This window comes from Rubripirellula amarantea, assembly GCF_007859865.1.
GTDB lineage: Bacteria > Planctomycetota > Planctomycetia > Pirellulales > Pirellulaceae > Rubripirellula > Rubripirellula amarantea.
This window is the reverse complement of record NZ_SJPI01000003.1, coordinates 414,663-440,757: the sequence shown is the minus strand read 5'-3', so window position 1 is coordinate 440,757 and position 26,095 is coordinate 414,663. Positions and strand designations below refer to the sequence as shown.

The following is a 26,095-nucleotide window of genomic DNA, read 5'->3' as shown; positions in this document are numbered from 1 at the left end:
ATCAGAGAGATTTCGTCAGGTGGACTGACGGTGAACTAGGGTGTTCTGCGAAACGTACTGAACCAACGTTGGAACATGTTTGGCTTCTTCGTTTCTTCCGTGGACTGAGCTGATGACGCATCCGCGTCGGCTGGCGTGGTTGCCACCTGAGTTTCTGAAACGTTTAAGCGGGCACCCGCGAATCGAAAGGGATTGCGTATACCTGATGACGCGTCTGATTTAGTTGCGCCCAATGTCGGTGCCGTGCTTTGCGGTGAACCCGTTTGCAGTGAACCCGTTTGTGGGGTTGGTGCTGATGCTGGGGCCGCAGCCACCATGTTGTTGGGCGACTGTATCGACGCGTTGTGGTGCTGTTGAACGGGACCTGACAACGCAGCGAATTCCTCGGGTGACAAACGGGTGATCGCAGGAACACGCGGGTCAGCAGCGGCAATCGACGTGGGACCCGCTGCGGTATTGTGATGCAGTTCGGTCAAGACGATATCCGCTTGACGCGTATCACCCTTGCGGCGAAGGACAGTGGCGAGTCGCTGGGCAGTATCGGTTTGATAGGAAATTCCGAGACTGTGTTGCAACGCCCAGTGAGCTTCGTCTAGCAATCCCACGTCGGTTAACTGCGCGCCCAGTCGTGCTGCCAAATCAGCGTTTTGCGGTTGACCTTGCAGAGCAGCTCGGCGAAGGCACAAGGATGTTTCGTTAGGCAGTAATTTCTCGTCGCCGCGTGCCAAGTAAGTTGCCGCAAGCATGTCCATTGCTTCGGCCGACTCAACGCTGTCCGCTGCAATCTGAGCTAGCTCGACGCGAGCGTAGTCAAGGTAATATTCGGACGCTTGCGTAGCCGTTAGCTCGCTCGCACCATGCTGACTAAGGAGCTTCGTTTGATGCGCCTTGGCGATGCGTTTGACCGAGGCGGAATCGACGGGACCGTAGAGGCCGCCAAAGTCTCTCGCTTCGGTGATGGCAAGTTTAGCCTTTCGAAATTGATCGATCGCCAGAACGCTACCCGGTTCAGTGTTGTCTTGGTCGATGGCCTGAGCACATAGTTGGACCGCGTGCCAAGCTGAGTTCTCGGCGGATACCCAGGCCTTCGATGCGTACTCCACCCTCGCTTGCTCAATCATCGCCCGAGCTTTGACAAGGGTCGCGTTGGAGGTGCTCGTTTTAAGCCACCGCTTCGATGGTGCGCTGACCGACGAGACCGAAGTGGTCAGAGACGATCGTGCGGCATCATGCGACAATGCGGTGGCATTGGCCTTGGCAGTAATATTGGCCGCCGGTGTCGCACTTGCCGGGGAAGCCGTGTTGATGGTGCTTTTTGTCGGGGGAAGCCGTGTGGGACGCATGTTGGCGTCTTGGGCCATCGCCGACGCACCGCTGATCATCCCGAATGCGGCAATGGCTGCGATCTGGTTTAGCAAAGCTCGTCGTTTGGCAGTCTTATGCTTAGTCAGTTTCACGAAACCGATCCCGATGTTTGACATAGGTGAATACGGATGCCCTGCATTGGGGCATTCCCATGTCGTACAGATCGGATCATCGGAGCAATGATCACGGCCAAAGCCAATCGGAACGTTCGTTCCAGCTAGAACCCGACGGATTGTTCGTTAGAACCGTCAAGGTTTAACACTCGGTCGCTGGGGCGGCACCCTTCTAAAGTGCCGAGATATGTCGTCCGATTTACGACACCGGCCGTGCACGAAGCGTCAGGCTGGTGATGGACGGCCGAAGTAGTAGCCTTGGGCCAAGTCGAAACCGAGGTCGGTGCAAGCATTCGCTTCTTCTTCGGTTTCAATTCCTTCGGCCAGTGCACAGATTTCTAAGTCACGCACCATGCGAACGAGCGTTTCCAACATTCGTCGCCGTTCGTCGCTGGCTTTGTCGATCGCTCGGATCAAAGAGATGTCGAATTTGACGTAGTCGGGTCGAGCTTCAATCAATTCCGCTAAGCGAGCTTGGCCAGATCCAAAGTCATCGTAGGCCAATCGAATGTTGAGGTCATTGAGCGCACCATGCAGCGATTGCATGATGGTAGGGTTGGTAACGGATGATTCGTGAATCTCTAAAACCAAGTCGGTGTTTCCAGTCATTTCGCGGACATTGGTCAGCGACTCAATCAATCCAACGATGTCTTCCATTTCACGCGGATGAGTGTTGACGAAAAGTGTGGGATGCATCGGCAAATCGCGTCCAACACGGATGCCTTCCCAACGCAGCAAACGACTGAGTTCGACTTCTAAGTTGAGTTGTTCGGCGGCTTGGAACATTGCTCCAACCGACTCGAGGCCGAAAACGCTACCACGGCCAAGAATCTCAAAACCAACGGAATCTGAGTTGGTCATGTCCACGATTGTTTGAAAGTGAGGTTTGACCAAACGCTCGCTCATCAATCGATCAAACTGAACCAGAGCCAAAGCTTGATCGCAGACGTTTTCTGCGATTGTTCCATTGGTCATCCCCGTGTGCGATTGGCGACGGACGCGAAACGGTGCTTCGGCGAAGTGGATAAGGTCTTCTTCAGCAACAGTGATTGTGTCGCCTTCATCAAGGCGTTTGCCATTGATATAGGTGCCGTTGGTGCTACCCAAATCGCGCAGGTATAGCTTGCCGGACTCAACCCACATGGCCGCATGGTTACCACTGACGGTGCGAAATTGCACCTTCATCGAAACGCCTGTTTTACGCCCGATGATGTAGGGATTGCCGTCGATCGGCGCATGCATAACGCCCTCCCCAGGCTGAGTCGGGCCTGAGAGGAACCAAACGTCTTCGGTAACGACGGTGCTGCGACGTAGACGATCCAAGGCGACGCTGTTTACGGATGACATGCAAGCTATTCCATAGACCCGCTGGGAAGTTCCAAACAGGTCACGAAGAATTCGGGGAGGGAAAGTGTTTTATTTCGAGACGGTTCAATCGAACTACCAGGGCCAGAACGCGTTGGTTTTCTCGATGCAATGTCTAAGCATGGAGTGATGTACGGCATTGCTGGTGGTCGGTGATCGGACCATCCGTCGTGAAAACCTAGGTCAGGTTTTAGTGTTATGCACAAACACTCAGTAATTTTCCTACATCCCCTAATCGCGAGCTAGGTTTGTTCGATCCGAAAGTTTAGGAGGCGATCTCTGTCGCCATATTCCGAACTCACTCACTCACCGACATCACCACCAATAACAGCACAATCGTTATGACCGCGCTCGCTAACGAAACGCACTCCTTTGAGCCTAGTCTTCTAGGTGGCCTGCTTTCCGACGACACGTTCTGGCCTGCTCAGCCGCAAAATTTCGGCGAGACTGGACTCAGCGAGTCTTTCATAGAAACACTGGTTTTAAAGACCGTGCTCATCATTGGTACGATCAGCGGACGTACCGTGTCGGAAAAGACAGGTCTGCCATTTCGAGTGATCGAACCGCTACTGGATATTTTGCGGACTCGAAAACTGCTTTCCCATGTTCGCCCTGCTGCGTTCAACGATTACTACTATTCTCTTACTGAAGCTGGCCAGCAACGAGCTCAGACGCACATGCGTCAATGCAGCTATGTTGGTCCAGCGCCGGTGCCACTAAGCGACTACGTGCTTAGCGTTGAAGCTCAAGCGGCAGGCCTCGATCCGATTGATCGTGAACAACTAAGGCACGCCCTTTCGAGCATTTCCTATCAAGACGACTTGCTTGACCAAATTGGCCCAGCGGTCAACAGCAACACCGGATTGTTCCTGTTTGGACCTCCCGGAAACGGCAAGACCACGATCGCGCGTTGTTTGACTCAGTGCCTCGGGCAAGAGATTTGGATTCCCCATGCAATTCTTGATGACGGGAACCTGATCAAACTACAAGACGACGCTTTCCATCGCCCTGCACCCATTCCAGAGGCGGACGGCAATATCTTGAAAGCTCAGGAATGGGACCGGCGTTGGATTCGGATTCAGCGTCCCACCGTCGTGGTGGGCGGGGAACTCGTGATGGATAACCTCGAAGTTCGTCACGATTCACGTTCGAACATCTGCGAAGCCCCGTTGCAAATGAAGAGCAATTGCGGGTGTCTGCTGATCGATGACTTTGGTCGACAACGCATTGCACCCGAAGAACTGCTGAACCGTTGGATCGTGCCACTCGAAAACAAGTGTGACTACCTCACACTGCCAACCGGTAAGAAGGTTCAGATTCCTTTTGAGCAGTTGATTATCTTCTCAACAAACCTTGATCCCGACGAACTGGTTGACGAGGCGTTTCTTCGCCGAGTGCCGTACAAGATCTTTGTTGGTGACCCCGGCAAAGAAGAATATCGTCGATTGATGACCCAAGTTTGCAAATCACTGGGTTTCCCCACGACGCCGGAAGCCGCCGAGCACTTGTTCAAGTTCTATGAGGATTCAGGACGCAACTTGCGTCGCTGTCATCCGCGTGACCTAGTCAATCAGGTTGCCAACTTCTGTCGCTACCGCAAGATTCCCATGACCTTGCGTCCGGAATACTTAGACCAAGCTTGCCGTAGTTACTTTAGCCAACTGTAAGGCCACCACGCCTATTCATCAAAGTTGTCGAAAAGAACGAACGGCAATCGGGGAAAAACATTCATGTCCACCAAAACAGTAAAAACGATCGAAGCAGGCTACGAGCCTCTGCCAGGCTATGTCTTGGAAGAGACTATTGGTCGTGGCGGCTTCGGTGAAGTTTGGCGTTGCAGCGCGCCCGGTGGGATGAAGAAAGCATGCAAGTTCGTCTTTGGCAGTCATGATCAATCTCGCGCCACTCGCGAACTGCGATCGCTCGAACGAATCAAAGGCGTTCGCCACCCGTTCTTGTTGACACTCGAGCGATTTGAAATTGTTGATCAGCAATTGGTGATCGTTACCGAGCTCGCCGACGGTTCGCTTGAAGACGTATTCAAGAGCTATCGCGATAATGGTTCGTGCGGTATTCCTCGCGTGACTCTACTGTCGCATCTGCAAGACGCGGCCGATGCACTTGACTACCTTCACAAGTCGTATCAGCTTCAGCACCTCGACGTAAAGCCTGGCAATCTGCTGATGATTGGTGGGCATGTGAAGGTTGCCGACTTCGGGTTGTTGAAAGACCTTCGCGACGTAGATTGCAGCGTCGTCGGTGGATTGACTCCCATTTATGCCCCGCCAGAAGTTTTCGACGGGAAACCCAGCCTGCATAGCGACCAGTACTCATTAGCGGTCATGTACCAGGAGTTGCTGACCGGTACACGTCCCTTTAGCGGACGCACGATTGCTCAATTGGCGACTCAGCACGTTCATAGTGCGCCGAACTTGGAACCACTGCCGCCGGCCGATCGTGTTGTGGCAGCTCGCGCTTTGGAAAAAGATCCTAGCCGACGGTTTGCTAGTTGCAGAGAATTCGTGGAAGCGCTGCGAGACGGCTGGAATGTCAATCGAGTATCCGTCGGCGGACAAAGCTCGCTCGAGAACGCATTAGAAGTCGCAGCTCAGGCTCCCGTGGATGACCTTCCGCAGCTCGGGCTTCATTCGGGAGCTTCGTCGTCGCACGTGACGCAGAATGTACTCGTCGTCGCCATCGGCGGAACGGGTGCCGAGTGCGTGCGGGAACTACGTCGTCGCGTCTCGGACTTGCGGGCGGTCAGCCCTATCGAGCTGCACAGTGCACTCATCGACACGGACATGGCGACGATTCATTCGATGAGACTCGCGGAGGTGTCCGAACGAGTATCGAAATGCAATCTAATCTACACGCCGCTAAAAAGCGCCAACGAGTATCGAGATAGCGGAACCGACCGATTAAAAACCATCTCAAGACGTTGGATCTACAACGTGCCTCGCAGCGGTTCGACCGAGGGAATGCGGCCGCTTGGGCGTTTGGCCCTTGTCGATCATGGGCCGGTCGTCGCAGAAAAACTATCCAAGTCAGTTGAGCAGTTGGTCGAGTCGAGTGAAGGTCGAATGCCTTTGGTATACATCGTCGGGTCGATCGCTGGTGGTACCGCGAGCGGCATGTTCATCGATGTGGCTCACCTGCTAAGACATTTTTTGGATCAAGCCGGACTAGCCGATACCAAGATTCTTTCGTTGCTCGCAACAGCGCCGCTTCGCGTGGATCCTCATCACCCGATTGCGCTACACGACACTCAGGCAGCGATCAAAGAGATCGGTCACTTCCTGCAAGCGGGCAATGGCTATCCCGGTGACGAGGGAGCCGGCTGGCCAAGTGTCCCGGCGGCACGCACTCCATTACGAAACGTGTATTTGATCGCTGGATCCCAGGACAGTCGTTACGGAGTACGCCCGTCCGATACAATCGCGGAATACTTGTGGGCCAATGCCAACGGGTGTGGCGAATTGCTAGCCGAAGCACGCAAATCAAGTAGCGAAGAAAAGCAAGAGGTTCATGCCGCAGCATTCCGAAGCGTTGGTGTTATCCCACTGGGCGATTGCCACCGTTTGGAAGAAAAACTACTTGGACCCGCATTGGTTCGAGATCTGATGATTTCTTGGCTTGGAAATCCCGCTCAAGCATCCAAGTCCGCCAACGAATCGGTTCACCGGTTGATGCGACGGATCGGGTTGTACAGCGATTCAGTGAAGAAACAAATTCTCGACCACTTCGCCGAAAAACAAGTTCGTTTCTCGACCTATCTCGCGCAGGTCAAGGGACAATACATGCACGAACATCCGGGCGAAGACTTTCCAAGTGATGGGAAGGCGATCGCTTGGTGGCTAGAGTTGTCGTCCCATCGTGGCGAAATGGACTGGTTGTGTGCTGGATGGATCAATAGCTTGTATCGTGAAATTTCGGTTGGGCTTTCGAATCGTCGTATCGACTTGGCGACTTCTATCGAAACCATGCGTTTGATTCGCGAGAAGCTGGCTACGCTAACGGACGAAGTGTGCCTCGCGTTCCCACAGTTGGACGATCATTCAGTCGCCATCGATGAAGTAGGGCCGCAAGCAGTTCAGCAGCGGTTTGTCGACATTGCCTCGTGCATCATCGCTAAAGAACAGCTTCATCATCTCGACGCAAGCATCAAGCACCTTGAAGAGAGACTTGAGCGGTTCGGTGCAATTTTAGCCATCGCGATTATGGAAACTAAATCCGAAGCGCCAGCCCAGAATCCGTGGGAAGAAATGCCGGACGAAATGCAAGAGCAGCATCCAGCAGTTCTTAAGAAGTTGCATGATACTACTGTCAATAACTTGCTTGTTCGTCCACTCAATGACCATGCTGCGAATGTGGATGCTCGGTTCTTGATTGATGAAATTACACCCGCCGCCATTGATCTCATCATCCCATTGGTGCGACAACACGGCGAAGCTCATTTCATTCGGGCGGATCGTACGATCGGCAGTTCGGTTTCGCAACCTGACCTAACTCATTGCGTTATCCAACGGAATGAACCTACAGGACGATCCATCGAAGCCACGCAATACCTTCCCGATGTGGGGGATCGTCTTGCGGATACACCCGTTTCGATTGAGGAGGCTGTAGAACTCGTTCGTCCCGGTCTGCTCGCGTTGGGTGGCAAGCAACGTTTGATTCTAATTGTCAGCAACGAAGTCGAACGGGGACAGCTAGAACCACAACTGCGATCAATCTACGAAGGTGCGGTTACGGTTGCGGTAATTCCCGGTTCCGACGCCAAGTTGATCCACGAAGCTCAAGGTATCGAGCTCAAAAGTATCATCGCGCGGCTTACCGTGCTCGGCGGCGGTAATGAGCAAGTGACCGAAAGGCTTGCCAGTCGATCCGACGTTAAGTGGTAACTGGTTTGGCGATCTCCGGCCTTAATGGCCGAGCTAGAACGTAACCATGCAGGCGAAACGGAATCAGGCTGATTGCTAAAGCGACACCGTAAGTCGCAACGACACGTGATACCGTGGGCCATCTTAACCATTGATCCCACGAGCCAACTCGGATAAACGCGGCGAGTGGTTCGGCGGCCAAGCCGATGCCCAAAACGGCAATGGTCATGAGTACTGCCAGGAACAGTCGTTTTGACTTTCCAAGGGTAAGCCATAGCGTCAAAGCCAATGTCAAATTGACGTAGGCGACCGGCCAAATCAGATAAGCGATGCGAGTCAATTCTTCGGCATCGGATAAGATCGGCCGAATCACCGCGAAGAGACTTGATGCGACTGCGGTAACCAGGAACAAGTCACGAATGGGCCATCGGCGATGCGTCGAAATCTCGCCCTTGGTAGATAGGTCGCATGGATTTCGCCTGGTAATGCGAAAACCAAACAGTCTTAGCGTCAATAGCCAAGCGAGGGCGGTGATGACCGGGAAGGTAACGCTGGCAATTGCTTGCCACGCAGTGGCAGGTTGGTTGCGAAAGCAAACAGAGATCAATCCAATTGCAACCGTGACAATCACGCCCAACGGAGCCACTCGACGAGTCCAGGCCGAGCGTCCGAAAGCGAACCAGACTGCACTTAGCGAGATCATGGCTGTCGCTATTCCTTGCGAGTACGCGTATGGCAACCGGCCCGTGTTACTGGTGTCCCCCACGATCAGTGCTCTTGCTGCAAACAGCAATAAAGGAGTCCCTAACATCACAAGGGAGGTCAATCCGGGTGGCGTCGTCTGGAAAACTGGACTGGTGCACCACGCCCAACCCAGCCAGGTACTGCCAACTAAGACAGCAATTAAAGACCATGCGACCCACTGAAATGGTCGGAAGGTCTTTACTCGTTTACCAGTGTGCGAATCAAAGACTTCTAACGAGCCACCGAAGCAGCGAGTCGATACGGCGACGTGGTCAGCGTCAATAAAAAGTCCCGTCCAATCATGACGCCCGGATGCAACGAACGAACAGCGAGGTTCTTCGCTCGCTCCTTCGTACACATACTTCCGCTGCGCTTCATCGTTGCTCTGCCAGAAACGAAGATTCGCTGAAGGCAGCCAATCTCCTAACTGCAGTTTAGTTATATCGGTTGGTAGCCACACCTGGCTTCGGTAATCGAAGATGTTTGAACGGAGGATAGAGTCGCTGGCCGTGTACAGCAAACCTTGTTGCAACGCGGGAGTGGTAAAGCTGGCGAAGTCGATCGTGCTGGGAATGGGATACTCTTGCACTACTTCGCCGGTCATTCCCGAGCGAATTTCAACCTTATCCATCGCTGAGTTCACGTATGCGATTTCAGAGGTCGGTGCTCCGAAGTTTGGTTCCGCAATGGGGGCCGACCGCCAACTGGCAATCAGTTCCGGCGATTTCATGTCTCTTATCGCGAACAATCGATGTTCAGATACACCTAGCGAAGCGGTGTCCTTATTCGAAGAAGGGAGCCAACGGATAGTGTGAACATTGTGCGTCCCTGGTATCCAGCTTACTTGGTCAGAAGGCATCATTAGTTGTTCATCGACAACGACTGATGTCGGCGAATTCAAATCAGCCAAATGTACCTTTCCGTTTTCACGATACACTACCAACGATCCGCAACTGTTGAGCAAGCCCGACGAAGGAAGGCGCATGTTGCGAGAATCAATCGTCGCCCCCGATATCGGATCAATAAGCAACCACCTTGCGTTATTTTCTTCAAGATCATTGCGCGATTTTGAAGGGAACTCGACGCAATTGAGAGATCCGTTTTCGTTGACACTATGCAGAGCGCGAAAGTGTTGCGTCACGATAGGACGAGTCGCAATTTCTCGTTCGAGGTCGATCACTAACGCCTCGGTAACACCTGGCCGTGATTCGATCGAGTTGCACATCACAACAAAATCAGGGTCGTGGTGGACAGCGAAAAAAAATCCTTCAGCTAGGTTGACCGCCGGAGCGCGAACAATCAGCGGAATCGTGATCCCAACTACGAGGATTGCAGCGACCAAAAAAACGATACGCTTTCCGTTGCTCGCAATTTTGTTCGTGCCGTTCATGCTGATTACGGCAACTCTCGAATTCGTATATTGCGAAACAGAATGGGCGCACCTTCACTTTCCAAGCAAAGGTAGCCTTCGCTAGGGTTGCAGTCCCGACCACCTGATACTTCCGCTCCGTTAACCCACAACCGCACTTCACCATTGATGGCGCGAACGTAGTAGTGGTTCCAGCTTCCGAATCCTTTGCTTCGGTCTTCACTAGGAAAGCTGCGGGATCCATTGGGCGAAAGTGGCTCAAACGGTGTCATCGTCGATTCGCCAACCGCAAACACGTCGCCGTTGGTGGAAAAGAAAAGAGGCGGCTTACCGCCGTCCCTTAAATACTTGGCTTTATAGCCATGGTCGAGCATCTGGATTTCAATACCAGCGTTGGGCAGTTCGTCGGGTGGCAGTTGGTTCAGCGCAGACTCAGGAACCCAAACGAAAACGCCTGAGTTACCCGCGAACTCTTTGTGTTGCCACTCGATCAGCAGTTCAAAATTCTTGTACTGCTTTACCGAACGCGTCACTCCGATGGGCTTTCCGCTGCCAATCGCCAATGACCCGTTCCAAACGAGCGTTTTGTCATCGCCATTGACGCGGACAAAGTCGTCACCATCAAGCATGACCCAACCGGGGCCATCGCCGTTAACGAGTGCGCCGCGAGGGTTGGGCTCGTCAGCGTAGCTTGGTGCGGCTAAGCAAACTGCGAGTATGGCAACGGAGAAACTGACGCGTCGGAGCATGGTGTACCTCGAGAACTAGTGCAGAGTTCTCGATTGTACACCGCTGGTTCGATGACGTTGTGCTACGTGAAGTGATAGTTCGCAGTTGCCCGGGATTCGAGAGCTGCCGTTACTTGCTACCGTAGATTGCCGGATTGAGTGATGGATCGTTGTACATCTTCATCTGTCGATAGGTCCGATGCTGGCGGCGACCAGCGAAGATATCGTCAAGTTGTTGCTGCAACGACTTTGATAGATCCGCGTGCTGTTGTTCACACAATGCAATTCGGTCAAGCACCTTTTGACGCTGTTCTGCATCAATGCCTTCACGATCCGCCTGTTCGCGGTAGTGATATAAGCGTAACGCCATGATCGACAAACGATCGATTGCCGAACCTGAGGTTTCGGTATTGATCGGCGCATCTTTCGCATCCACACCTGCCGACGCGATCATCGCGGTGATCGCGTCATCCACCTTTTCGATCATGTCATTACGGGCTTGATTGAGTTTATCAATAGCCCGTTTGACTTGAGCGATCTCTTGGTCCGTTGCGGACGGACTGCGAGCGGTATCTTCTTCATGCCACAACCGATAGTTGAACTCGTGTTGCTGGCATACGAGTGCTTCAATGCTCGTTTCCGATCCCGAAAAAGGATTGTCGATCGGTTCTCGGTGCCATCGTTCGACAGCATCGATTTGCAATTTTGTAAGTTGCGTAACCGACGGAAACGCTTGAGAAGCACTCATAAGATCAAACTTCCTTTTCTTCGATCCAGGTCATCATGCGACGCAGACCAAGACCAACTTGCTCAACACCGTGAAGTCGTTCGCGACGACGAGTGGTCTTGAAGAATGGCGCTCCGGCGCGGTTTTCGGAAATCCACTTGCGAGCAAATTCGCCAGTTTGGATTTCGGTAAGGATCTTCTTCATCTCGGCTTTAGTTTCAGCCGTGATGATTCGAGGTCCGCTAACGTAATCGCCGTACTCGGCAGTGTTTGAGATGCTGTAACGCATGTAGCTCAAACCGCCTTGGTAAAGCAGGTCGACGATCAGCTTCAGCTCGTGCATGCACTCGAAGTAAGCCATTTCAGGTTGGTAGCCCGCTTCAACAAGCGTTTCGAAACCAGCCTTAACTAACTCGCTCATGCCGCCGCAAAGAACGACTTGCTCGCCGAACAGGTCCGTTTCGGTTTCTTCGGCGAACGAGGTTTCGATCACACCACCACGAGTACCGCCGATGCCTTTAGCGTATGCCAAGCCAATTTGCTTGGTGCTTTCCGATGCGTCGTCGCCCAAAGCGATCAAGCAAGGAACTCCACCACCCTTTTCGTACTCGCTACGGACCAAGTGGCCGGGGCCTTTGGGAGCGATCAACAGTGTGTCGATGCCCTTGGTGGGGACAATTTGGCCGAAGTGAATGTTGAAACCGTGCGAGCACATGAGCACATCGCCAGGCTTCATGTTGTCTCGGATTTCGTTCGCGTAGATGTCACCTTGGACTTCATCGGGAAGCAAAACGTTGACGATGTCCGCCGCCTTGGTTGCTTCGGCGATCGACATAGGCTTGAAGCCGTGTGAGACAGCCAAGTCGTAGTTGGGCGAGCCCTCGCGTTGTCCGATGACGACGTTGCAGCCGCTGTCGCGAAGGTTTTGAGCTTGAGCGTGTCCTTGGGATCCGTAACCCAAGATGGCGATCGTCTTGCCTTTGAGGTGAGAAAGGTCAGCGTCGTTTTCGTAGTAAATCGTTGCAGCCATGGCTTTAATAAATGGTGTTCGGTATTGGGAAGGGGATGGTTTTCCGGTGCGTGTTTCGACGCACCTGATTCAATGAGTGGTATCGTCAACGATGCACACCAACGTCTGCGATCAAGCAAGACGTGGATGTCGATGTCGACTTTAGGAAGCAGCTCGCGACGCCGCGTTATCCGAGGCACGCGTTAGTTCGCTCGATGCGCTACGGACCATGGCAATGCGACCAGTACGGACCAATTCGCTAATGCCGTAGGGTCGCATACGTTCGATGAAAGCTTGGACCTTGTTTTCGCGGCCGCTAATTTCGACCATGATTTCGTCCGGTCCCACGTCGACGATACGACCGCGGAAGATATCAACCAGTTCACGCACTTCGCTGCGAGCATTGCCCGCAGGCGCTTTGACTTTCATCAAAAGTAAATCACGCTCAACGTAATCCCGGCTGCTGACGTCAAGAACCTTGACGACGGTGACGATCTTTTCGAGCTGCTTGCCGACTTGTTCCAAGACGCGGTCATCGCCGACGACGACGAACGTCATCCGCGACAAATGAGGGTTTTCGGTTTCACCGACTGCTAATGAGTCGATATTGAAACCGCGAGAAGCGAGCATGCCCGAGATATGGGCAAGCACGCCGGGCACGTTCTGCACCAGTGCAGAAATAACGTGTCGCTGGTTGGGATTGGACATCGGAAGTGCCGAACAGATTTCGGTAGATTCGAGAAACGGTGCCCACGAGTCGTATACTAGAGATCGCGGGGGGATGCGTGCGGGCCAGCTTTTCGGCCTCGACACGCGGAATTGGGGTTGGTTTAACCGCCACAGCCGAGCATCATAATTTTGGCCCGTATATCCAACAAGGGCTGCGATTTGCGGCACCGCCAGAATCAACCACTTTCAATCGGGTTTGACGAACGGTTACAGCATTCTGGGCAAAATTGACCACTTAGGTGCCCTGCCCCGCTCCCGCGACTTCCATTTCCCTTTCACTTTCGTCCTAAAAGCTCCCCCGCATGTCCTTTCGCATCGAGCTACCAGCCTACCGAGGCCCCCTGGACCTGCTGCTTTACCTCGTCCGCCGACACGAGGTCAATCTGACGGAAATGTCGCTTTCGAAGATTGTGGACCAGTATCTCGGTTACATCGAGCTCCTGCAGGAAATGGATCTGGGTGAGGTGGGCGACTTCATCGACTTGGCGAGCACATTGGTTGAGATCAAGAGCCAAGCGGTCTTGCCAAAAATCGAAGAAGAGACGGACGAAGAAACGATCGAGGATCCGCAGTCCGAACTTGTGGAGCGATTGTTGGAGTACAAGGAAATTCGAGACGCAGCGGCTATCCTGGACGAAATGGGCACCCGTTGGCAATCTCGTTACGAGCGGATGAGCGATGACTTGCCTTCGCGACGAGTGGACCCGGGTGATCAGCCGATCGTGGATCTCGAAATCTGGGATTTGGTCAGTGCGTTCGGTCGCATCATGCTTGAGTCAGGTGGTCCACCGCAGACCGAAGTGATTTATGACGATACGCCGATTCATATCTACATGCAGCGAATCCATGACCGGCTTCGTCAACACGATCGGCTTCCGCTCTTCGATTTGGTGGAAGGTGGTATCCATAAATCCGCTGTGATTGGATGGTTCTTGGCCACGTTGGAATTGACTCGTCACCATGGTGCAGCGGTCGAAGAGGGCGACGGCGGCGATATTTATGTCGTCAGGACGGCGAACTACAGCGAGTCGCTGGATGTCAACGAAGTGGACAATTACGGTGCGGAAGAGTTCAAGGCGGTCAACATGCCGGGAACTCCACGCTAAGATTCGTCCCTCTGCGCTTAAGTGACGCCGATTTTAAGTGACGCAGTCGTCGTACCTGTGATGAATCGTGATTCAATCGCAGACGATCGCCGAATGCGATTCTCCAACACTCGCTTCTGATATTCATGGTTGAGAACGTTCCCCTGTTGAAACACGCCCATGATGGCTTGACCATCGAGGGATACTCGCGCGCCGCGGTGCAAACCTGTTGGCGTATCAACGAACTAAAGGTTCTGTTTGATTGCGGGGTTCAGCCTTGGGACTTTATGGGCACCTCGACGATGTTCATCAGTCACTCGCACCTCGATCACATTGCCGCGCTGCCGGCGTACGTTTCTCGTCGACGTATGATGAAGATGGATCCACCGGTGATTTATCTGCCTGACTCTGCGGTCGATACAGCCTGGGACATGCTGCAAATGTTTCGCAAGCTCGATCGAGGCGCGATGCCTTGTGAATTGGTGGGTTTGATGCCGGGCGATAAGCACGACCTCAGTCGCGAATATGTCGTGACGGCGTTGCCGACCGTTCACACGATCGATTCGCTTGGATTCGTCATCCATCAGCGTCGACATAAGCTCAAGCCCGAGTTCCAAGGACTGCAGGGCAGTGAGATTCGTGATTTGAAACTTTCAGGCACCGAAGTTACCGAAGAAACTCAGATTCCTGTTGTTGCTTACACCGGGGACACGAACCCGAAAGGCCTCGACCAGAATCCCGTGTTCTTTGAGTCAAAGATCCTGATTAGCGAAATGACCTTCGTGGCACCCGAACATCGAACCGACAAAATCCACAAGCACGGTCACACGCACATCGATGACTTTCGCAAACGAGCCGATCGGTTCGAGAACGAACTCGTGATCGCCGCTCATTTGAGCACCCGATACAATGATGCTCAGGTCAAACGGTTCGTCAACAAAGGCTTACCTGACCAACTGGGCGGTAAATTGAAATTGTGGGTTTGATGACGAACGATCAGGAACCTCCCGGCGGCTGGCCTGTTCCTCGATCAGCCTACATTCATGTGCCCTTTTGTCGGCATCGTTGTGGATACTGCAATTTCAGTGTCGTGGCCGGTCGTGACGATCTTATCGCAAGGTTCATCGCGGCGATCGATCGTGAACTAAGCCTGCTAAATCGCCCTCAAATCGATACTTTGTTCATCGGTGGCGGAACGCCGACGCACTTGGATGCACCTGAGTTAGACCGCTTCTTAGGTTTGTTAGCAGAGCGATTTGAACTGTCTGAAAAGATTGAATGGTCTGTGGAGGCGAATCCAGAAGACATCGACGCCAACAAACTAGACGTGCTTGTTCGGCATGGCGTTAACCGAATGAGTCTGGGAGTACAGTCCTTCAATGCAGACAAGTTGGCGGTCTTGGAACGCGGGCACAGCGGTGTGTCGGCTACCGAGGCAATCAAAATGGTGGCTAGCCGAATCAAGAATGTATCCTTGGACCTTATCTTTGCCGCGCCCGAGGAAACGCTTGAGGTGTGGCAGGACGACTTAGAGACGGCACTCGAGTTGCCGATCGAACATCTTTCAACGTATGCGTTAACGTTCGAGAAAGGCACCTCGTTTTGGAAACGGCGTGAAGCCGGCCAACTGCATTCGCACAAAGAGGATCTTGAAATCGAAATGTATCAGCTCTCGCGTCAAATGACGGCCGGCGCGGGACTGGCTCACTACGAAATTTCCAGCTTCGCTCGCGTTGGCTCTCGATGCCGCCACAACATGGCCTACTGGGATGGACGTGGTTGGTTTGCTGCGGGGCCCGGTGCCGCTCGTTTTGTCGGAGGTCGCCGCGAGGTCAATCATCGCAGCACGACAACGTACCTGAAGAAAATGGAAGCCGATCATACTGTTGTTGCTGAGGTTGATGAACTTTCACCGACCCAATATGCCCGCGAACGTTTGGCGTTCGGTGCTCGCATGATTGACGGCATCGATATCGACGAAGTTTCACAGAGCTGCGGAGTCGACCTGCACACGTTGTGCAAGGAAGAATTTCAGCGCATTGAAGAGTCCGGTTGGGCAACGATTGCCAACTCGCACTTGAAGCTTACCGATGAAGGCATTCTTTTTGCCGACGCGGTTGCTCGCGAATTATTGGGTTGACCGCCTCGCCCACTTAGCCATGTCCAGGTGCCGTGAATTGACACGATTTCGCCAAAAAGCGTTGTGTTTTTGCGGCCTTCGCGTGACGTTGAGACCCTCGCGAATCGGCGTTTAATGCGTTTCAGCGTTGACGGGATTCTAGCTGGCATGCTAATCGAGCTTATCGGGTTCGTGCCGAATGATCGCATCGAAATGACGTATGGCGGTGTTTCACGGACCAGTACCAAAGGTTGGCACGATGTCATTCCCCGATATTGTGCCTTTCCATCCCTTTCGCATCGGTCGTCTCACGTCGTGAAACTGGGCTGTCCCTCCCAACGCATAAACAACGCCATGTTGATCATCTCTTGGATGTTCGCGACTGCTTCCCTTTGCGCGCCGATTGGCTGCAGCAATCGGGCACACAGCGATCTTTACCAGCAACGCATGGCTAGCGAAATTCGCGTGCTGGAAGACCAGCTCTACGACGCCGATTTTCAAAACCGAAAACTGCAAGATAAGCTGCAACGCTATGAGCAGCATGCGGAAGCCACTCGGATTCCAACGCCAAGCGACGTGGGGCTAAAGCCGCGACACCAGCATCCACCAACATCGAATCGCTTACTCGATACCAAGCCACTTCCGATTGAAGCCGGAGTTCCGGTTCCTGTTCCTGACTTGCATGCCAACGAACCACTCACTGATGAGCCCATGGGAGCATCAAGTGAGCCAACCCTTGATCATGGTTTTGAAGATTCAGAGCCCAGCGGTGAACTTGATATTCCCAATTTCGACATGGGTGAACCCTTTGATCCAAACGCGGGTGATAACGGTGCAGAGTCGAATGAAGGCGAAGACGAAGATAGTTTCGAAACGTTACCGCCACCAAGACGCAAGCCCCTGATCGATCCTACCGTCGATCCTACCGATTCGGACTTCAAGGACGATGCCTTCACTCCGCCATCGACAAAGCTTGCCGATCCCAAGCCTGCGGTTCCATCAGGCCAAACGCCTAAGAACGAGCCTTTCACTCCGCCCCCGTTGCAGCCTGCACCTGGCGGACCGATGCCTCCTGGCGAAAAGGACTTGAAAGTCGATCCAATCATTCCTGGGGAAGTCACACCACCGCCACCGAGCGGCGAACTTGAAGATCCGCCTGGCCGAATTTTGCTTCCGACCGGAGTAACTAATCCTACGGGTGTCCCAGATCGGTTGCGAATCCACCCTTCACTTTCAGTGGGCCATCGCGATGGTACCATGCTCGATGGCGCGACCATTGTTGTGGCGGCCCTTGATCGGTTAGGCCGAAATGTTGACTTGTCTCAATTTGACATTGAAGCCAACCTAAGTGTTGTCGTGCTAGACCCCACACGAGATTCAAGTGAAGCTCGCCTTGGCCGCTGGGATTTTACGCCCCAGCAAGTCGCTGCGATGATAGCCGAGGATTCGACGGTCGGATTGGAAATCCCGCTAAGCTGGACTGGCAAGCTACCGCAATCCGACAAAATCATCGTGCATGTCCGGTTGCGAAGTGATCAGGATGAAATGCGATGTGACGCAAAACTCGATTTGCGTGAACGAACCGCGGCGGCGACCTGGTCACCTCGTGGCGAGTAAACACTGATCATTCTTATGACGGCGTCTATTCGGCCGTTTTCGTCTTCGGTCGTTTTCGTATTCTTCCGGCACCCTTCGTTGCCGATGACGGCATCGCTACACTGTTGCTACCGCATCCGACACGGCGCAGCACGCCGTCTTCACAAATTTTCTCTACCACGGACGATGGATTTCGTATGAGCACCGCGACCGCTACCCTTCCAAGTCGAAAAGAAGTCAGTCCCGCGGACTGCTGGGACCTTTCAAGCCTGTATGCCGATGACCAAGCATGGGAGCAAGACTTTAAGAGACTCGACTCGCTGATCCCGACGTTCGAGACGTTTCGCGGCAAGCTTGGCGAATCTGCGGCGACGCTTGCGAAAGCTCTGAACTTTGACAACGACTTTGATAAGGTTGCCGAGAAGCTCGGGACTTATGCGTTCTTGAAGACCACCGAAGATCAAGGTGATAGTCACTACCAGGGAATGAAGTCACGCTATCAGAACTTGGCCGTTAGAGCGGGGCAGGCGGCTTCGTACATGCGTCCAGAGTTGCTGGCGATCGATCAGGCCAAAATGGATGAATTGATCAGCGATCCTGCTGTCGAACCTTATCAATTGCAACTCGAACGGCTCGTTCGCTATCGACCGCACACGCTTACCGACAACGAAGAGCGACTGCTCGCCATGCAAGGTGAAATGGCGGCGGCGGCTGGCAATGCGTTTCGTCAACTCAATGATGCGGACTTAAAGTTCGGTGAAATCACTGACCATAAAGACCGCAAATTGGAACTTTCGCATGCCACGTTCGGACAGTTGCTGATTAGTCCTGACCGAAAAGTTCGTCGAGGTGCCTTTCACCAGTATTACCAAGCCTTTGCCGCTCATGAGAACACGTTTGCCGCCACGCTGTGCGGAAGTGTTCAGCGAGACGTCTACTACGCGAAAGCTCGTAACTACACGAGTTCTCTTGAGGCGTCGCTGTTCCCCGATAACGTCCCGGTCGCCGTTTACGACAATTTGATTTCCGCAGTACGTGAATCACTGCCAAGCGTTCATCACTATCTCGATGTTCGGCGCCGCAAAATGGGGTTGAAGGACATTCATCACTATGACACGTATGTTCCGATTCTTTCGGACATCGAAAAGCATCACTCGTGGGATCAAGCTGTTGATGTGGTGCTTGAATCTCTGCAACCTTTAGGTGACGAGTATTTGGCAACGCTCGAAACGGGGCTGCGGGGTCGTTGGGCAGATAGGTATCCCAACCGTGGGAAACAAAGCGGAGCTTTCAGTTGTGGATCGTACGCTGCCGACCCTTACATCCTGATGAACTACAAACCGGAAGTGCTCAACGATGTTTTCACGCTGACGCACGAAGCCGGTCACTCGATGCACAGTTGGTATTCCTCTAATCACCAGCCGTTCCAGTACTACAACTACACGATCTTTGTCGCCGAAGTTGCCAGTACCTTCAATGAGCAATTGCTGACCGAATACCTCGTTAAGAACGCGGCTGACGATAAAGAACGCGCCTATTTGATTAACAACGAACTCGACAGCATTCGAGCTACGGTTGTTCGCCAAACGATGTTTGCCGAGTTTGAAAAGAAGACTCACGAGATGGCGGAAGCCGGCGAACCGCTTACCGTCGATTCTTTCAAAGCGGCCTATCGCGAACTGCTCGAAGCTTACTTTGGTCCCGATTTTGTGATTGACAAGGAATTGGAACTCGAGTGCTTCCGAATTCCGCATTTCTATCGAGCCTTCTACGTTTACAAGTATGCAACCGGCCTGAGTGCCGCGGTCGCGCTTTCACGGCGTGTTCTTGAAGGGGGACCCAGCGAGTTAGCGGACTACTTGTCGTTCTTGAAAGGCGGTTGCAGCAAGGATCCGCTCGACTTGCTTCGTGATGCTGGTGTCGACATGACGAAGCCGGAGCCGGTCGCTACCACATTGAAAAGGTTCGCAACGTTAACGCAAGAGCTTGATTCGTTGTTGTGAGCATCGAAACGCTCGACAAACAGGCGGTAGCTTCCGCAGCCAAAACACTGGCTCGCCGTGATCCCAATTTGGCGAAGGTCCTTCGCCAACACGGACCGCCGCCGTTGTGGAAGCGTCCCGCCACCTTGTCCACGTTTGTACGGATTATCTTAGAACAGCAGGTTTCTTTGGCATCAGCCAAAAGTACGTTCGATAAGTTTTGTACGGCCTGCAATGACAATGTCACGCCCCAGGCCATCATTGAAGTTGGCGACGCAGGTCTGCGCGGTATTGGCTTCAGTCGTCAAAAGGCTCGCTACTCGCTATCGCTCGCCGAAGACGTTGCCGAAAGACGATTTCAAATTGGGCGGCTTCGTCACCTCAGCGACGAAGCCGTGCGACAGCAGATTACGTCGCGGCTTGGCATGGGCGATTGGACCGCCGATGTTTTCTTGATCATGGGCTTGCTCAGGCCCGACGTGTTTCCAATTGGCGACTTAGCACTGGTTAACGGTATCAAGACGATTGACGCCGTAGCCTATGCTGATCGACAGGCCATTCTTGATCGTGCCGAATCGTGGCGACCCTATCGCAGCGTCGCCACGCGAATGATCTGGCAGGACTACTTGAGCCGACGCAAGTAGACGAAAGCACCCAAGGTCATCAGGATTCCTAGGAATCCATGTTGGCGACGCCTCGATTGCGGGCCTTTACCGCCAACCGATAGGCTTCCTTGTCACCGTATTTATCGACCGAGAAGCGTTTTGTTTTTCGCACGCCCTTGCTGGGACTCCATTGGGCGACCCAGTACTTGTACTCGGGTTCCGATGGCCAACGCGGATCAACTTCCGTCACCAATCGAACGCCGGTGATGCCCGACGTATTGTTCGCGCGAGCTCGTTTAGCGAGTTCTTTGGTCGAGTATCCCTTCTTGGTTGCTTCGATTTTGTCACGGTACTCTTTAGCGGCGGCGAGCGCTTTGCGTTTACCGCCGTAGTCTTCGTCGCGAAAGTATTGAGAAGTGAGCTTACCTTTGCGAGTGATTCGAACTAAGAATCCACCGCTTGCTGTTTCTCGGTCGAGCCGAATGATGTTTCGATTAGCATTCATGGGGGGATGTGGTGTCACCTAGTGGAAGCGGAAAAGAAGAGTTATGACGTTCGCCCCGCCGACATCATACTCAGGTGCAATGTTTGGTCCAGGTCTGATACATATTGAAACATCACGTCGCATCATGCATTCGCCGCACCGTTGCATTCTCGCTATGCGAATCTCAGTGGCTCCAGTGTGTGCACCTGCTATGCCGTGTGTGCGGTCAACGCACAGTTTGCAGTTGCCGCGCAGTTTGCAGTTGCCGTGCAGTTTGCAGTTGCGCCGCCGTGTGCCATGGATTGGCGGATGCTTGTCGCTGGCCCATAGCAAGCTTTGCGATTCACACTGCCTTCGCGGTCACCTAGATCGAGAGCAAGAACTAGCTGAGAACTAGCTGAGAACCAGGCGAGAACTAGCTGATGATGTCGTGAACCACTCGAGCAGGTTCGACTCCGGTGAGCTTTACATCAAGTCCTTGAAATTGCTCGGTAAACTGATTGTGATTGATTCCGAACAGGTGCAGCATCGTCGCGTGCAAGTCATGCACGCTGACAATGTTTTCGACGCTGTTGTATCCCAATTCGTCTGTGGAGCCGTAGACAATCCCAGGCTTCACGCCGCCGCCGGCCATCCAAAGGCTGAATGCGTTGATGTGGTGATCGCGTCCGCTGCCCTGCGCCATCGGAGTTCTCCCGAATTCGCCTCCCCAGATCACGAGCGTGTCGTCCAAGAGTCCTAATCGCTTAAGGTCTTTCACAAGCGCTGCGCTCGGCCGATCACAATCACCTGCTGCGATCGTGAAGTTCCGTTCCAAATCGCTGTGATGATCCCAACCGCGATGATAAAGTTGGACGAAGCGAACGCCGCGTTGCAACAACCGACGAGCCAGCAAACAATTCGATGCATAGGACCCGTCACCGGGCCGTTTGACACCGTACATATCAAGCGTTTCTTGCGTTTCGTTGGACATGTCAGCAAGGTCTGGAACGGCCGACTGCATCTGAAACGCCATCTCGTACTGTGAAATGCGAGTCGCGATTTCGCCATCACCATATCGAGATTCGAGTAAACCGTTGAGTCGTTGAATTTCGTCGACCACTTGTCTTTGGGTCGATTGGCACACCCCGTCTGGGTTGCCGATGTAGTGAACTGGCTTTCCTTTGCTTTGGAACGCCACCCCTTGAAACTTGCTGGGTAAAGATCCGGCTGACCATTGCCGAGCGGAAACAGGTTGGGCTCCGGGACCCTGGGACGTCATGACCACGTACCCAGGTAGATTTTCAGTCTCGGCCCCGAGACCGTACAGGACCCACGAACCCATCGACGGCCGACCCTTGATAATCGAGCCGGTGTTCATGAACGCGTGGGCGGTGTCATGGTTGATCTGCTCGGTGGTCATGCTGCGAATGACTGCGATCTCGTCAGCAATCGCTCCGATTTCGGGGAACAGCTCCGAGACTTCGGTTCCTGATTGTCCCCACTTCTTAAACTTGACGAATGATTTACGTGCCTTTAGCGCAGCGTTCTGCAACTGAGCAAGTTGCTGGCCATCGGTGAACGAACTGGGGAATGCTTGACCATCGATGCGATCAAGTTCAGGCTTGGGGTCAAAGGATTCCACATGCGAAGGTCCACCCGCCATGCAAAGGTGAACCACGCGTTTTGCCTTCGGTGCGAAGTGAGGAAGTCCTTGCAACGCGGGCCACGGATGCGAGGCCTCGCGCGCGGTTGCCGATTGGTTGGTCATCATGGACGCCAGCGCGAACGATCCGATTCCTGCGAACGAATTTGATAGGAACGTTCGACGTGACCAGTCAAGGCGTTGACGTTGTAGGTTCGTTTGAGATTGGGGATTCATAATGTTGTCGGTCTAGCGAAAGGACTGTCACTCGAAAGAGAACGCTTGTCTGATCAGAAGTGTGGAGCCGGTCAGAATCGAGTGATCGTTTCGTGTAGGTTTAGGATCACGCGGCAAACTTGTGATAGTGCGGCGTGATGAGCTTGGTCGACGTTGCCGACGTTAGATTGATAGACGCCGACGCTAAGGTATTGCTTTGCGTCATCGGGGGATTCCGTGAAGTGCTTCAACTGCGTCGAATACAATTGCCGCAACCCCTGCAATTCCTCGTCGGTTGCCAACCGCGAAAGTGCGATTTGGAATGCTCGTTGCGTTTGAGCGTCGATATCACCGTTGGAGATTTCCCGAATCAGGCGATCGGCAAATGCACGCGATGCTTCGACGAATGTAGGATCATTCAGCAACGTCAAAGCCTGTTGAGGGCTATTGGATTCGATGCGATCAGCGACGCATTCGTCCCGCGAAGGCGCATCAAAGTTGACCAGCATTGGATGCAAAAACGTTCGCTGCCAATGCATGTAAACACCACGTCGATAACGACGAAACGTCTCATCAGGCTCATATTCTCGGTTAGGAAATTGAAGGTTTCCGTAATAGCCCTCGGGCTGATAGGGCATCACGCTGCGTCCACCCACGAACTCTCGATTCAATAGTCCTGAGATCGACAAAGCGTTATCACGAACGATTTCCGCTTCCAACCGCCGCGCTGATTGCTGAGACAGCAGCCGGTTGTGCGGATCAATCATGGCAAGGTTGGGGCTGTCTGAATTGGTAGGCTTGGCCGCGACTTGCCGATACGTATCACTGGTGACGATCAGGCGAGCGATGTGTTTCATGTCCCACGATTCGCGAAACTCTGTCGCTAGCCAGTCAAGCAACTGGGGATGGCTGGGCCATTCGCCTTGGTTGCCCAGATCGTCAAGCTTTGCTGATAGTCCAACACCAAAGAAGTGCTCCCACGTGCGATTCACGTAGTGACGTGCCACCAAAGGGTTTTCGTCTGACGTCAACCATTGAGCAAGATCTTTTCGCGTTAAACGTCGTCCAGGTTCTTTCTCGAATCGCGTTCCCGCGACCATGAATTCTGGAAACGCTGGTGTTACGATTTCCCCCGTCTCATCTTGCCAGTTGCCACGCGGCAGAACTCGGGCAACAGGGATTTTCGCTGGTTCGACCGGTTGCGAGACGAGTGAGCATGCCAAGCCGCTACGGCACTTGAGTATTTGGTCACGGATGGCAAGCACTCGGGAATCTTGCTTGTTAGTAGCGGTTGATTGCCGATAGTACGCACCGATGATTGCGTCTCGCCCACTAGCGTGGATCGTCGCATCGCTTTGCAATTGGCGTAGTGCCTTTGACAAGGTATCGGTGACGCATGGTTGTCCGGCGACGTATCGTGTCAGCGGAGAAAACGAGACTTCAAACTTTCCAATGTCATCGGATGCCAATCGCAGCAGGAGTTCATCGCCCGGCTTCAGGGATACCAATTGGTCCAAGTGGTAAACCGCCGTATGAGGAAGCTTTGTTTCGTCGGCGGGCAACTGCCATCTCGCTGGTCCTGATCGCCAAACATCTTCCAAGAATAGTGGAGGTTCCCCACTGACATACTGGCTTGGGTTTTGGCGGTCTGCTTGAGCAAACGCGATTGCGATCGGAGTTTCGTCCTCGCTGGTGGATGAACGAAGTCCGGCCGAAACTTGAACGGAAAAGCGACCTTCGTTCGCCCTGCCGACGTGCATGCCATTGATTTCATCGGGAAGGACTTTGAGCTCAATAGCGCGAATCGATATCGGCTCACTAGCTTTGTATCGCCACGTTATGACATCCGTCTTCTTCGGGTCCACGCTAACGGTGACGGCCGAGTCGGTCGTGTGCACGTTCGTATCGTGTTGAACATCGATCGAACTCGGCGTAACCGGCATCCATCCGGTTGGGTACTGGGCAAGGTAATCTGCGAGATCCAATGCCCATGGCTTGATGGTTTCGTCAAAAGAAGTTGATGGAACGATCGTTCGAGAGATCGCTGAATCGGCTTCACGCTCAAGCAGCGCGATCTCTGGATCGAGCGACTTCGATCGAATACGAATTTCTGGTGGGAACGGATAGTCGTTTGAGAAACCTCGAAGGTCTTTGTTCGGTGTGTATTCGTATTCCGAGTAGACGCCCCATTGCTGCACGTCGTCAAAGAAGGCTCCGAGTGAATAGAAATCCTTGATGCTGAACGGATCAAACTTGTGGTTGTGACATTCGCAACAACCGGTGGTGGATCCCAGCCAAGCGGTGCCTAGCATTCGTACGCGGTCAGCTTTGTACTTAGCGAGATACTCGCCCGGTTGTGCGCCCCCCTCACGAGTGACCATGTTGAGACGAATCAGGCCAGTGGCCACCAATTGCGACTCAGTAGGATTGTCCAGCAGGTCGCCTGCCAACTGTTCAAGCGTGAATTGATCGAAGGGTTTGTTTTCATTGAGCGAGTCAATGACATAATCGCGGTACGGAAAGATCCGAGCGTTCTGGTCGCCGTGGTAGCCGACCGTGTCAGAGAAACGAACGATGTCCAACCAAGGTGCTGCCATTCGCTCGCCGTAGTGCGGCGAAGCAAGAAGGCGGTCAACCTGTCGTTCATACGCCTCGTCTGATTCATCGAGCAAAAAGTCTTCAAGCTCTTCCAACGTAGGCGGCAAGCCAATCAAATCGAGGCTCAGCCGACGAAGCAGTGTCGCTTTGTCCGCGGTATCGGATAGCGACAATCCCGCTTCGGTACATTTCGCGATGATGAAGTGGTCAATCGGGTTGGTTTGTTCTGAAGAAGTCTTCAGCCCGGACGATGGAAAGGCAGGTCGATCCAACGGCGTTAGCGACCAATGCTCTTCGTACTTCGCTCCGTCGTCGATCCATTTTGCGAACAGTGCCTTTTCATAATTCGATAGTTGGTGGCGGAATTCAACCGGTGGCATGGGTGAGTCAGAACTCTCCAGTCGCTGGTAGACCAACGATGACTTAGCATCGCCCGGAACGATCGATTCTTCGGTTGCTAATTCGAAGCTGTCGAGTCGCAGCCCACTTTCATTGGACTCTTCGTCGGGACCATGGCACGCGAAGCAGGTTCCGGACATGATCGGCCGGATGTGCTCGTTGAAGGTCACCGTCTTAGGAAGTCTTAACATCTCGCCGTCGCCGCTATGAGCACTCGTTGGCGGTGCAGCGTCTTCGGCAGATAGTTGGCTTTGCAGTTGTGAAGCGAGAACGAAAAGCGTGCTCAGGCCGACAGCGAACCAGTGCGTTCCTGTATGCAATTTCATAACGTTTGATCGGAGGTTTAAGGCGGGAACAAGAG

Annotated in this window: 18 protein-coding genes; 8 read left to right on the top strand and 10 right to left on the bottom strand. The window is 53.4% G+C overall.

Going from position 1 to position 26,095, the window contains the following annotated elements; all coding sequences use genetic code 11:
* Positions 1-35: 35 nt before the first annotated feature.
* The gene (locus tag Pla22_RS21605) at positions 36-1,457 is read right to left on the bottom strand and encodes a tetratricopeptide repeat protein (RefSeq protein ID WP_146516880.1); all 1,422 of its coding nucleotides are present in this window, start codon (positions 1,455-1,457) and stop codon (positions 36-38) included.
* Positions 1,458-1,703: 246 nt separating this feature from the next.
* Positions 1,704-2,825 (bottom strand): EAL domain-containing protein, encoded by a 1,122-nt coding sequence (locus Pla22_RS21600; RefSeq protein ID WP_146516879.1) that lies wholly within the window; start codon positions 2,823-2,825, stop codon positions 1,704-1,706.
* Positions 2,826-3,184: 359 nt separating this feature from the next.
* On the opposite strand from Pla22_RS21600, the gene Pla22_RS21595 reads away from it, so the two are divergent.
* Entirely contained in the window at positions 3,185-4,510 is a 1,326-nt protein-coding gene (locus Pla22_RS21595; RefSeq protein WP_146516878.1) for an ATP-binding protein, read from the top strand.
* A 63-nt stretch (positions 4,511-4,573) separates the two neighbouring features.
* Positions 4,574-7,741, top strand: coding sequence for a protein kinase domain-containing protein (locus Pla22_RS21590; protein WP_146516877.1), 3,168 nt, complete (start codon positions 4,574-4,576; stop codon positions 7,739-7,741).
* Here the strand turns inward: Pla22_RS21590 and Pla22_RS21585 are convergent.
* The 5 genes from Pla22_RS21585 to ilvN all read right to left on the bottom strand — a co-directional run bounded on the left by Pla22_RS21585 (position 7,731) and on the right by ilvN (position 13,005).
* Positions 7,731-9,854, bottom strand: a complete 2,124-nt coding sequence (locus Pla22_RS21585) for a hypothetical protein (protein ID WP_146516876.1) — start codon at positions 9,852-9,854, stop codon at positions 7,731-7,733. The genes Pla22_RS21590 and Pla22_RS21585 overlap by 11 nt on opposite strands.
* Before the next feature lie 5 nt (positions 9,855-9,859).
* Positions 9,860-10,582, bottom strand: a complete 723-nt coding sequence (locus tag Pla22_RS21580; RefSeq protein ID WP_146516875.1) for a 3-keto-disaccharide hydrolase — start codon at positions 10,580-10,582, stop codon at positions 9,860-9,862.
* A gap of 109 nt (positions 10,583-10,691) precedes the next feature.
* Positions 10,692-11,309, bottom strand: coding sequence for a DUF4254 domain-containing protein (locus Pla22_RS21575; RefSeq protein ID WP_146516874.1), 618 nt, complete (start codon positions 11,307-11,309; stop codon positions 10,692-10,694).
* A 4-nt stretch (positions 11,310-11,313) separates the two neighbouring features.
* Positions 11,314-12,318: a ketol-acid reductoisomerase gene (gene ilvC, locus Pla22_RS21570; protein WP_146516873.1), complete on the bottom strand. Its 1,005-nt coding sequence runs from the start codon at positions 12,316-12,318 to the stop codon at positions 11,314-11,316.
* Positions 12,319-12,459: 141 nt separating this feature from the next.
* Positions 12,460-13,005, bottom strand: coding sequence for an acetolactate synthase small subunit (gene ilvN / locus Pla22_RS21565; RefSeq protein WP_146516872.1), 546 nt, complete (start codon positions 13,003-13,005; stop codon positions 12,460-12,462).
* Positions 13,006-13,328: 323 nt separating this feature from the next.
* On the opposite strand from ilvN, the gene Pla22_RS21560 reads away from it, so the two are divergent.
* The 6 genes from Pla22_RS21560 to Pla22_RS21535 all read left to right on the top strand — a co-directional run bounded on the left by Pla22_RS21560 (position 13,329) and on the right by Pla22_RS21535 (position 20,452).
* Positions 13,329-14,132: a segregation and condensation protein A gene (locus tag Pla22_RS21560; RefSeq protein WP_146516871.1), complete on the top strand. Its 804-nt coding sequence runs from the start codon at positions 13,329-13,331 to the stop codon at positions 14,130-14,132.
* A 125-nt stretch (positions 14,133-14,257) separates the two neighbouring features.
* The gene (locus tag Pla22_RS21555) at positions 14,258-15,097 is read left to right on the top strand and encodes an MBL fold metallo-hydrolase (RefSeq protein ID WP_146516870.1); all 840 of its coding nucleotides are present in this window, start codon (positions 14,258-14,260) and stop codon (positions 15,095-15,097) included.
* Positions 15,097-16,251 (top strand): radical SAM family heme chaperone HemW, encoded by a 1,155-nt coding sequence (gene hemW / locus Pla22_RS21550; RefSeq protein ID WP_146516869.1) that lies wholly within the window; start codon positions 15,097-15,099, stop codon positions 16,249-16,251. The genes Pla22_RS21555 and hemW overlap by 1 nt, the downstream gene beginning before the upstream one ends.
* Before the next feature lie 333 nt (positions 16,252-16,584).
* A complete protein-coding gene (locus Pla22_RS21545) occupies positions 16,585-17,847 on the top strand; it encodes a recombinase family protein (RefSeq protein ID WP_146516868.1) in 1,263 nt (420 codons plus the stop codon).
* Between the two features lie 176 nt (positions 17,848-18,023).
* Positions 18,024-19,829, top strand: coding sequence for an oligoendopeptidase F (gene pepF / locus Pla22_RS21540; RefSeq protein WP_146516867.1), 1,806 nt, complete (start codon positions 18,024-18,026; stop codon positions 19,827-19,829).
* Complete coding sequence (locus tag Pla22_RS21535; RefSeq protein ID WP_242632237.1) at positions 19,826-20,452, top strand: DNA-3-methyladenine glycosylase family protein; 627 nt, start codon at positions 19,826-19,828, stop codon at positions 20,450-20,452. The genes pepF and Pla22_RS21535 overlap by 4 nt, the downstream gene beginning before the upstream one ends.
* A 28-nt stretch (positions 20,453-20,480) precedes the next feature.
* Here Pla22_RS21535 and Pla22_RS21530 read toward each other — a convergent pair whose 3' ends face one another.
* The 3 genes from Pla22_RS21530 to Pla22_RS21520 form a co-directional block, all read right to left on the bottom strand.
* The gene (locus Pla22_RS21530; RefSeq protein ID WP_146516866.1) at positions 20,481-20,918 is read right to left on the bottom strand and encodes an AP2/ERF family transcription factor; all 438 of its coding nucleotides are present in this window, start codon (positions 20,916-20,918) and stop codon (positions 20,481-20,483) included.
* Positions 20,919-21,312: 394 nt separating this feature from the next.
* Complete coding sequence (locus tag Pla22_RS21525; protein ID WP_146516865.1) at positions 21,313-22,758, bottom strand: DUF1501 domain-containing protein; 1,446 nt, start codon at positions 22,756-22,758, stop codon at positions 21,313-21,315.
* Positions 22,759-22,829: 71 nt separating this feature from the next.
* Positions 22,830-26,060: a PSD1 and planctomycete cytochrome C domain-containing protein gene (locus Pla22_RS21520; RefSeq protein ID WP_146516864.1), complete on the bottom strand. Its 3,231-nt coding sequence runs from the start codon at positions 26,058-26,060 to the stop codon at positions 22,830-22,832.
* Between the last annotated feature and the right edge of the window lie 35 nt (positions 26,061-26,095).

Coding starts and splice junctions, on each gene's coding strand:
- Pla22_RS21555 (WP_146516870.1), top strand. CDS start 14,258: ATGGTTGAGAACGTTCCCCTGTTGAAACACGCCCATGATGGCTTGACC.
- pepF (WP_146516867.1), top strand. CDS start 18,024: ATGAGCACCGCGACCGCTACCCTTCCAAGTCGAAAAGAAGTCAGTCCC.
- Pla22_RS21595 (WP_146516878.1), top strand. CDS start 3,185: ATGACCGCGCTCGCTAACGAAACGCACTCCTTTGAGCCTAGTCTTCTA.
- Pla22_RS21530 (WP_146516866.1), bottom strand. CDS start 20,918: ATGAATGCTAATCGAAACATCATTCGGCTCGACCGAGAAACAGCAAGC.
- hemW (WP_146516869.1), top strand. CDS start 15,097: ATGACGAACGATCAGGAACCTCCCGGCGGCTGGCCTGTTCCTCGATCA.
- Pla22_RS21600 (WP_146516879.1), bottom strand. CDS start 2,825: ATGTCATCCGTAAACAGCGTCGCCTTGGATCGTCTACGTCGCAGCACC.
- Pla22_RS21585 (WP_146516876.1), bottom strand. CDS start 9,854: ATGAACGGCACGAACAAAATTGCGAGCAACGGAAAGCGTATCGTTTTT.
- Pla22_RS21545 (WP_146516868.1), top strand. CDS start 16,585: ATGTTGATCATCTCTTGGATGTTCGCGACTGCTTCCCTTTGCGCGCCG.
- Pla22_RS21580 (WP_146516875.1), bottom strand. CDS start 10,582: ATGCTCCGACGCGTCAGTTTCTCCGTTGCCATACTCGCAGTTTGCTTA.
- Pla22_RS21590 (WP_146516877.1), top strand. CDS start 4,574: ATGTCCACCAAAACAGTAAAAACGATCGAAGCAGGCTACGAGCCTCTG.
- ilvC (WP_146516873.1), bottom strand. CDS start 12,318: ATGGCTGCAACGATTTACTACGAAAACGACGCTGACCTTTCTCACCTC.
- Pla22_RS21575 (WP_146516874.1), bottom strand. CDS start 11,309: ATGAGTGCTTCTCAAGCGTTTCCGTCGGTTACGCAACTTACAAAATTG.
- Pla22_RS21560 (WP_146516871.1), top strand. CDS start 13,329: ATGTCCTTTCGCATCGAGCTACCAGCCTACCGAGGCCCCCTGGACCTG.
- Pla22_RS21525 (WP_146516865.1), bottom strand. CDS start 22,758: ATGAATCCCCAATCTCAAACGAACCTACAACGTCAACGCCTTGACTGG.
- Pla22_RS21520 (WP_146516864.1), bottom strand. CDS start 26,060: ATGAAATTGCATACAGGAACGCACTGGTTCGCTGTCGGCCTGAGCACG.
- ilvN (WP_146516872.1), bottom strand. CDS start 13,005: ATGTCCAATCCCAACCAGCGACACGTTATTTCTGCACTGGTGCAGAAC.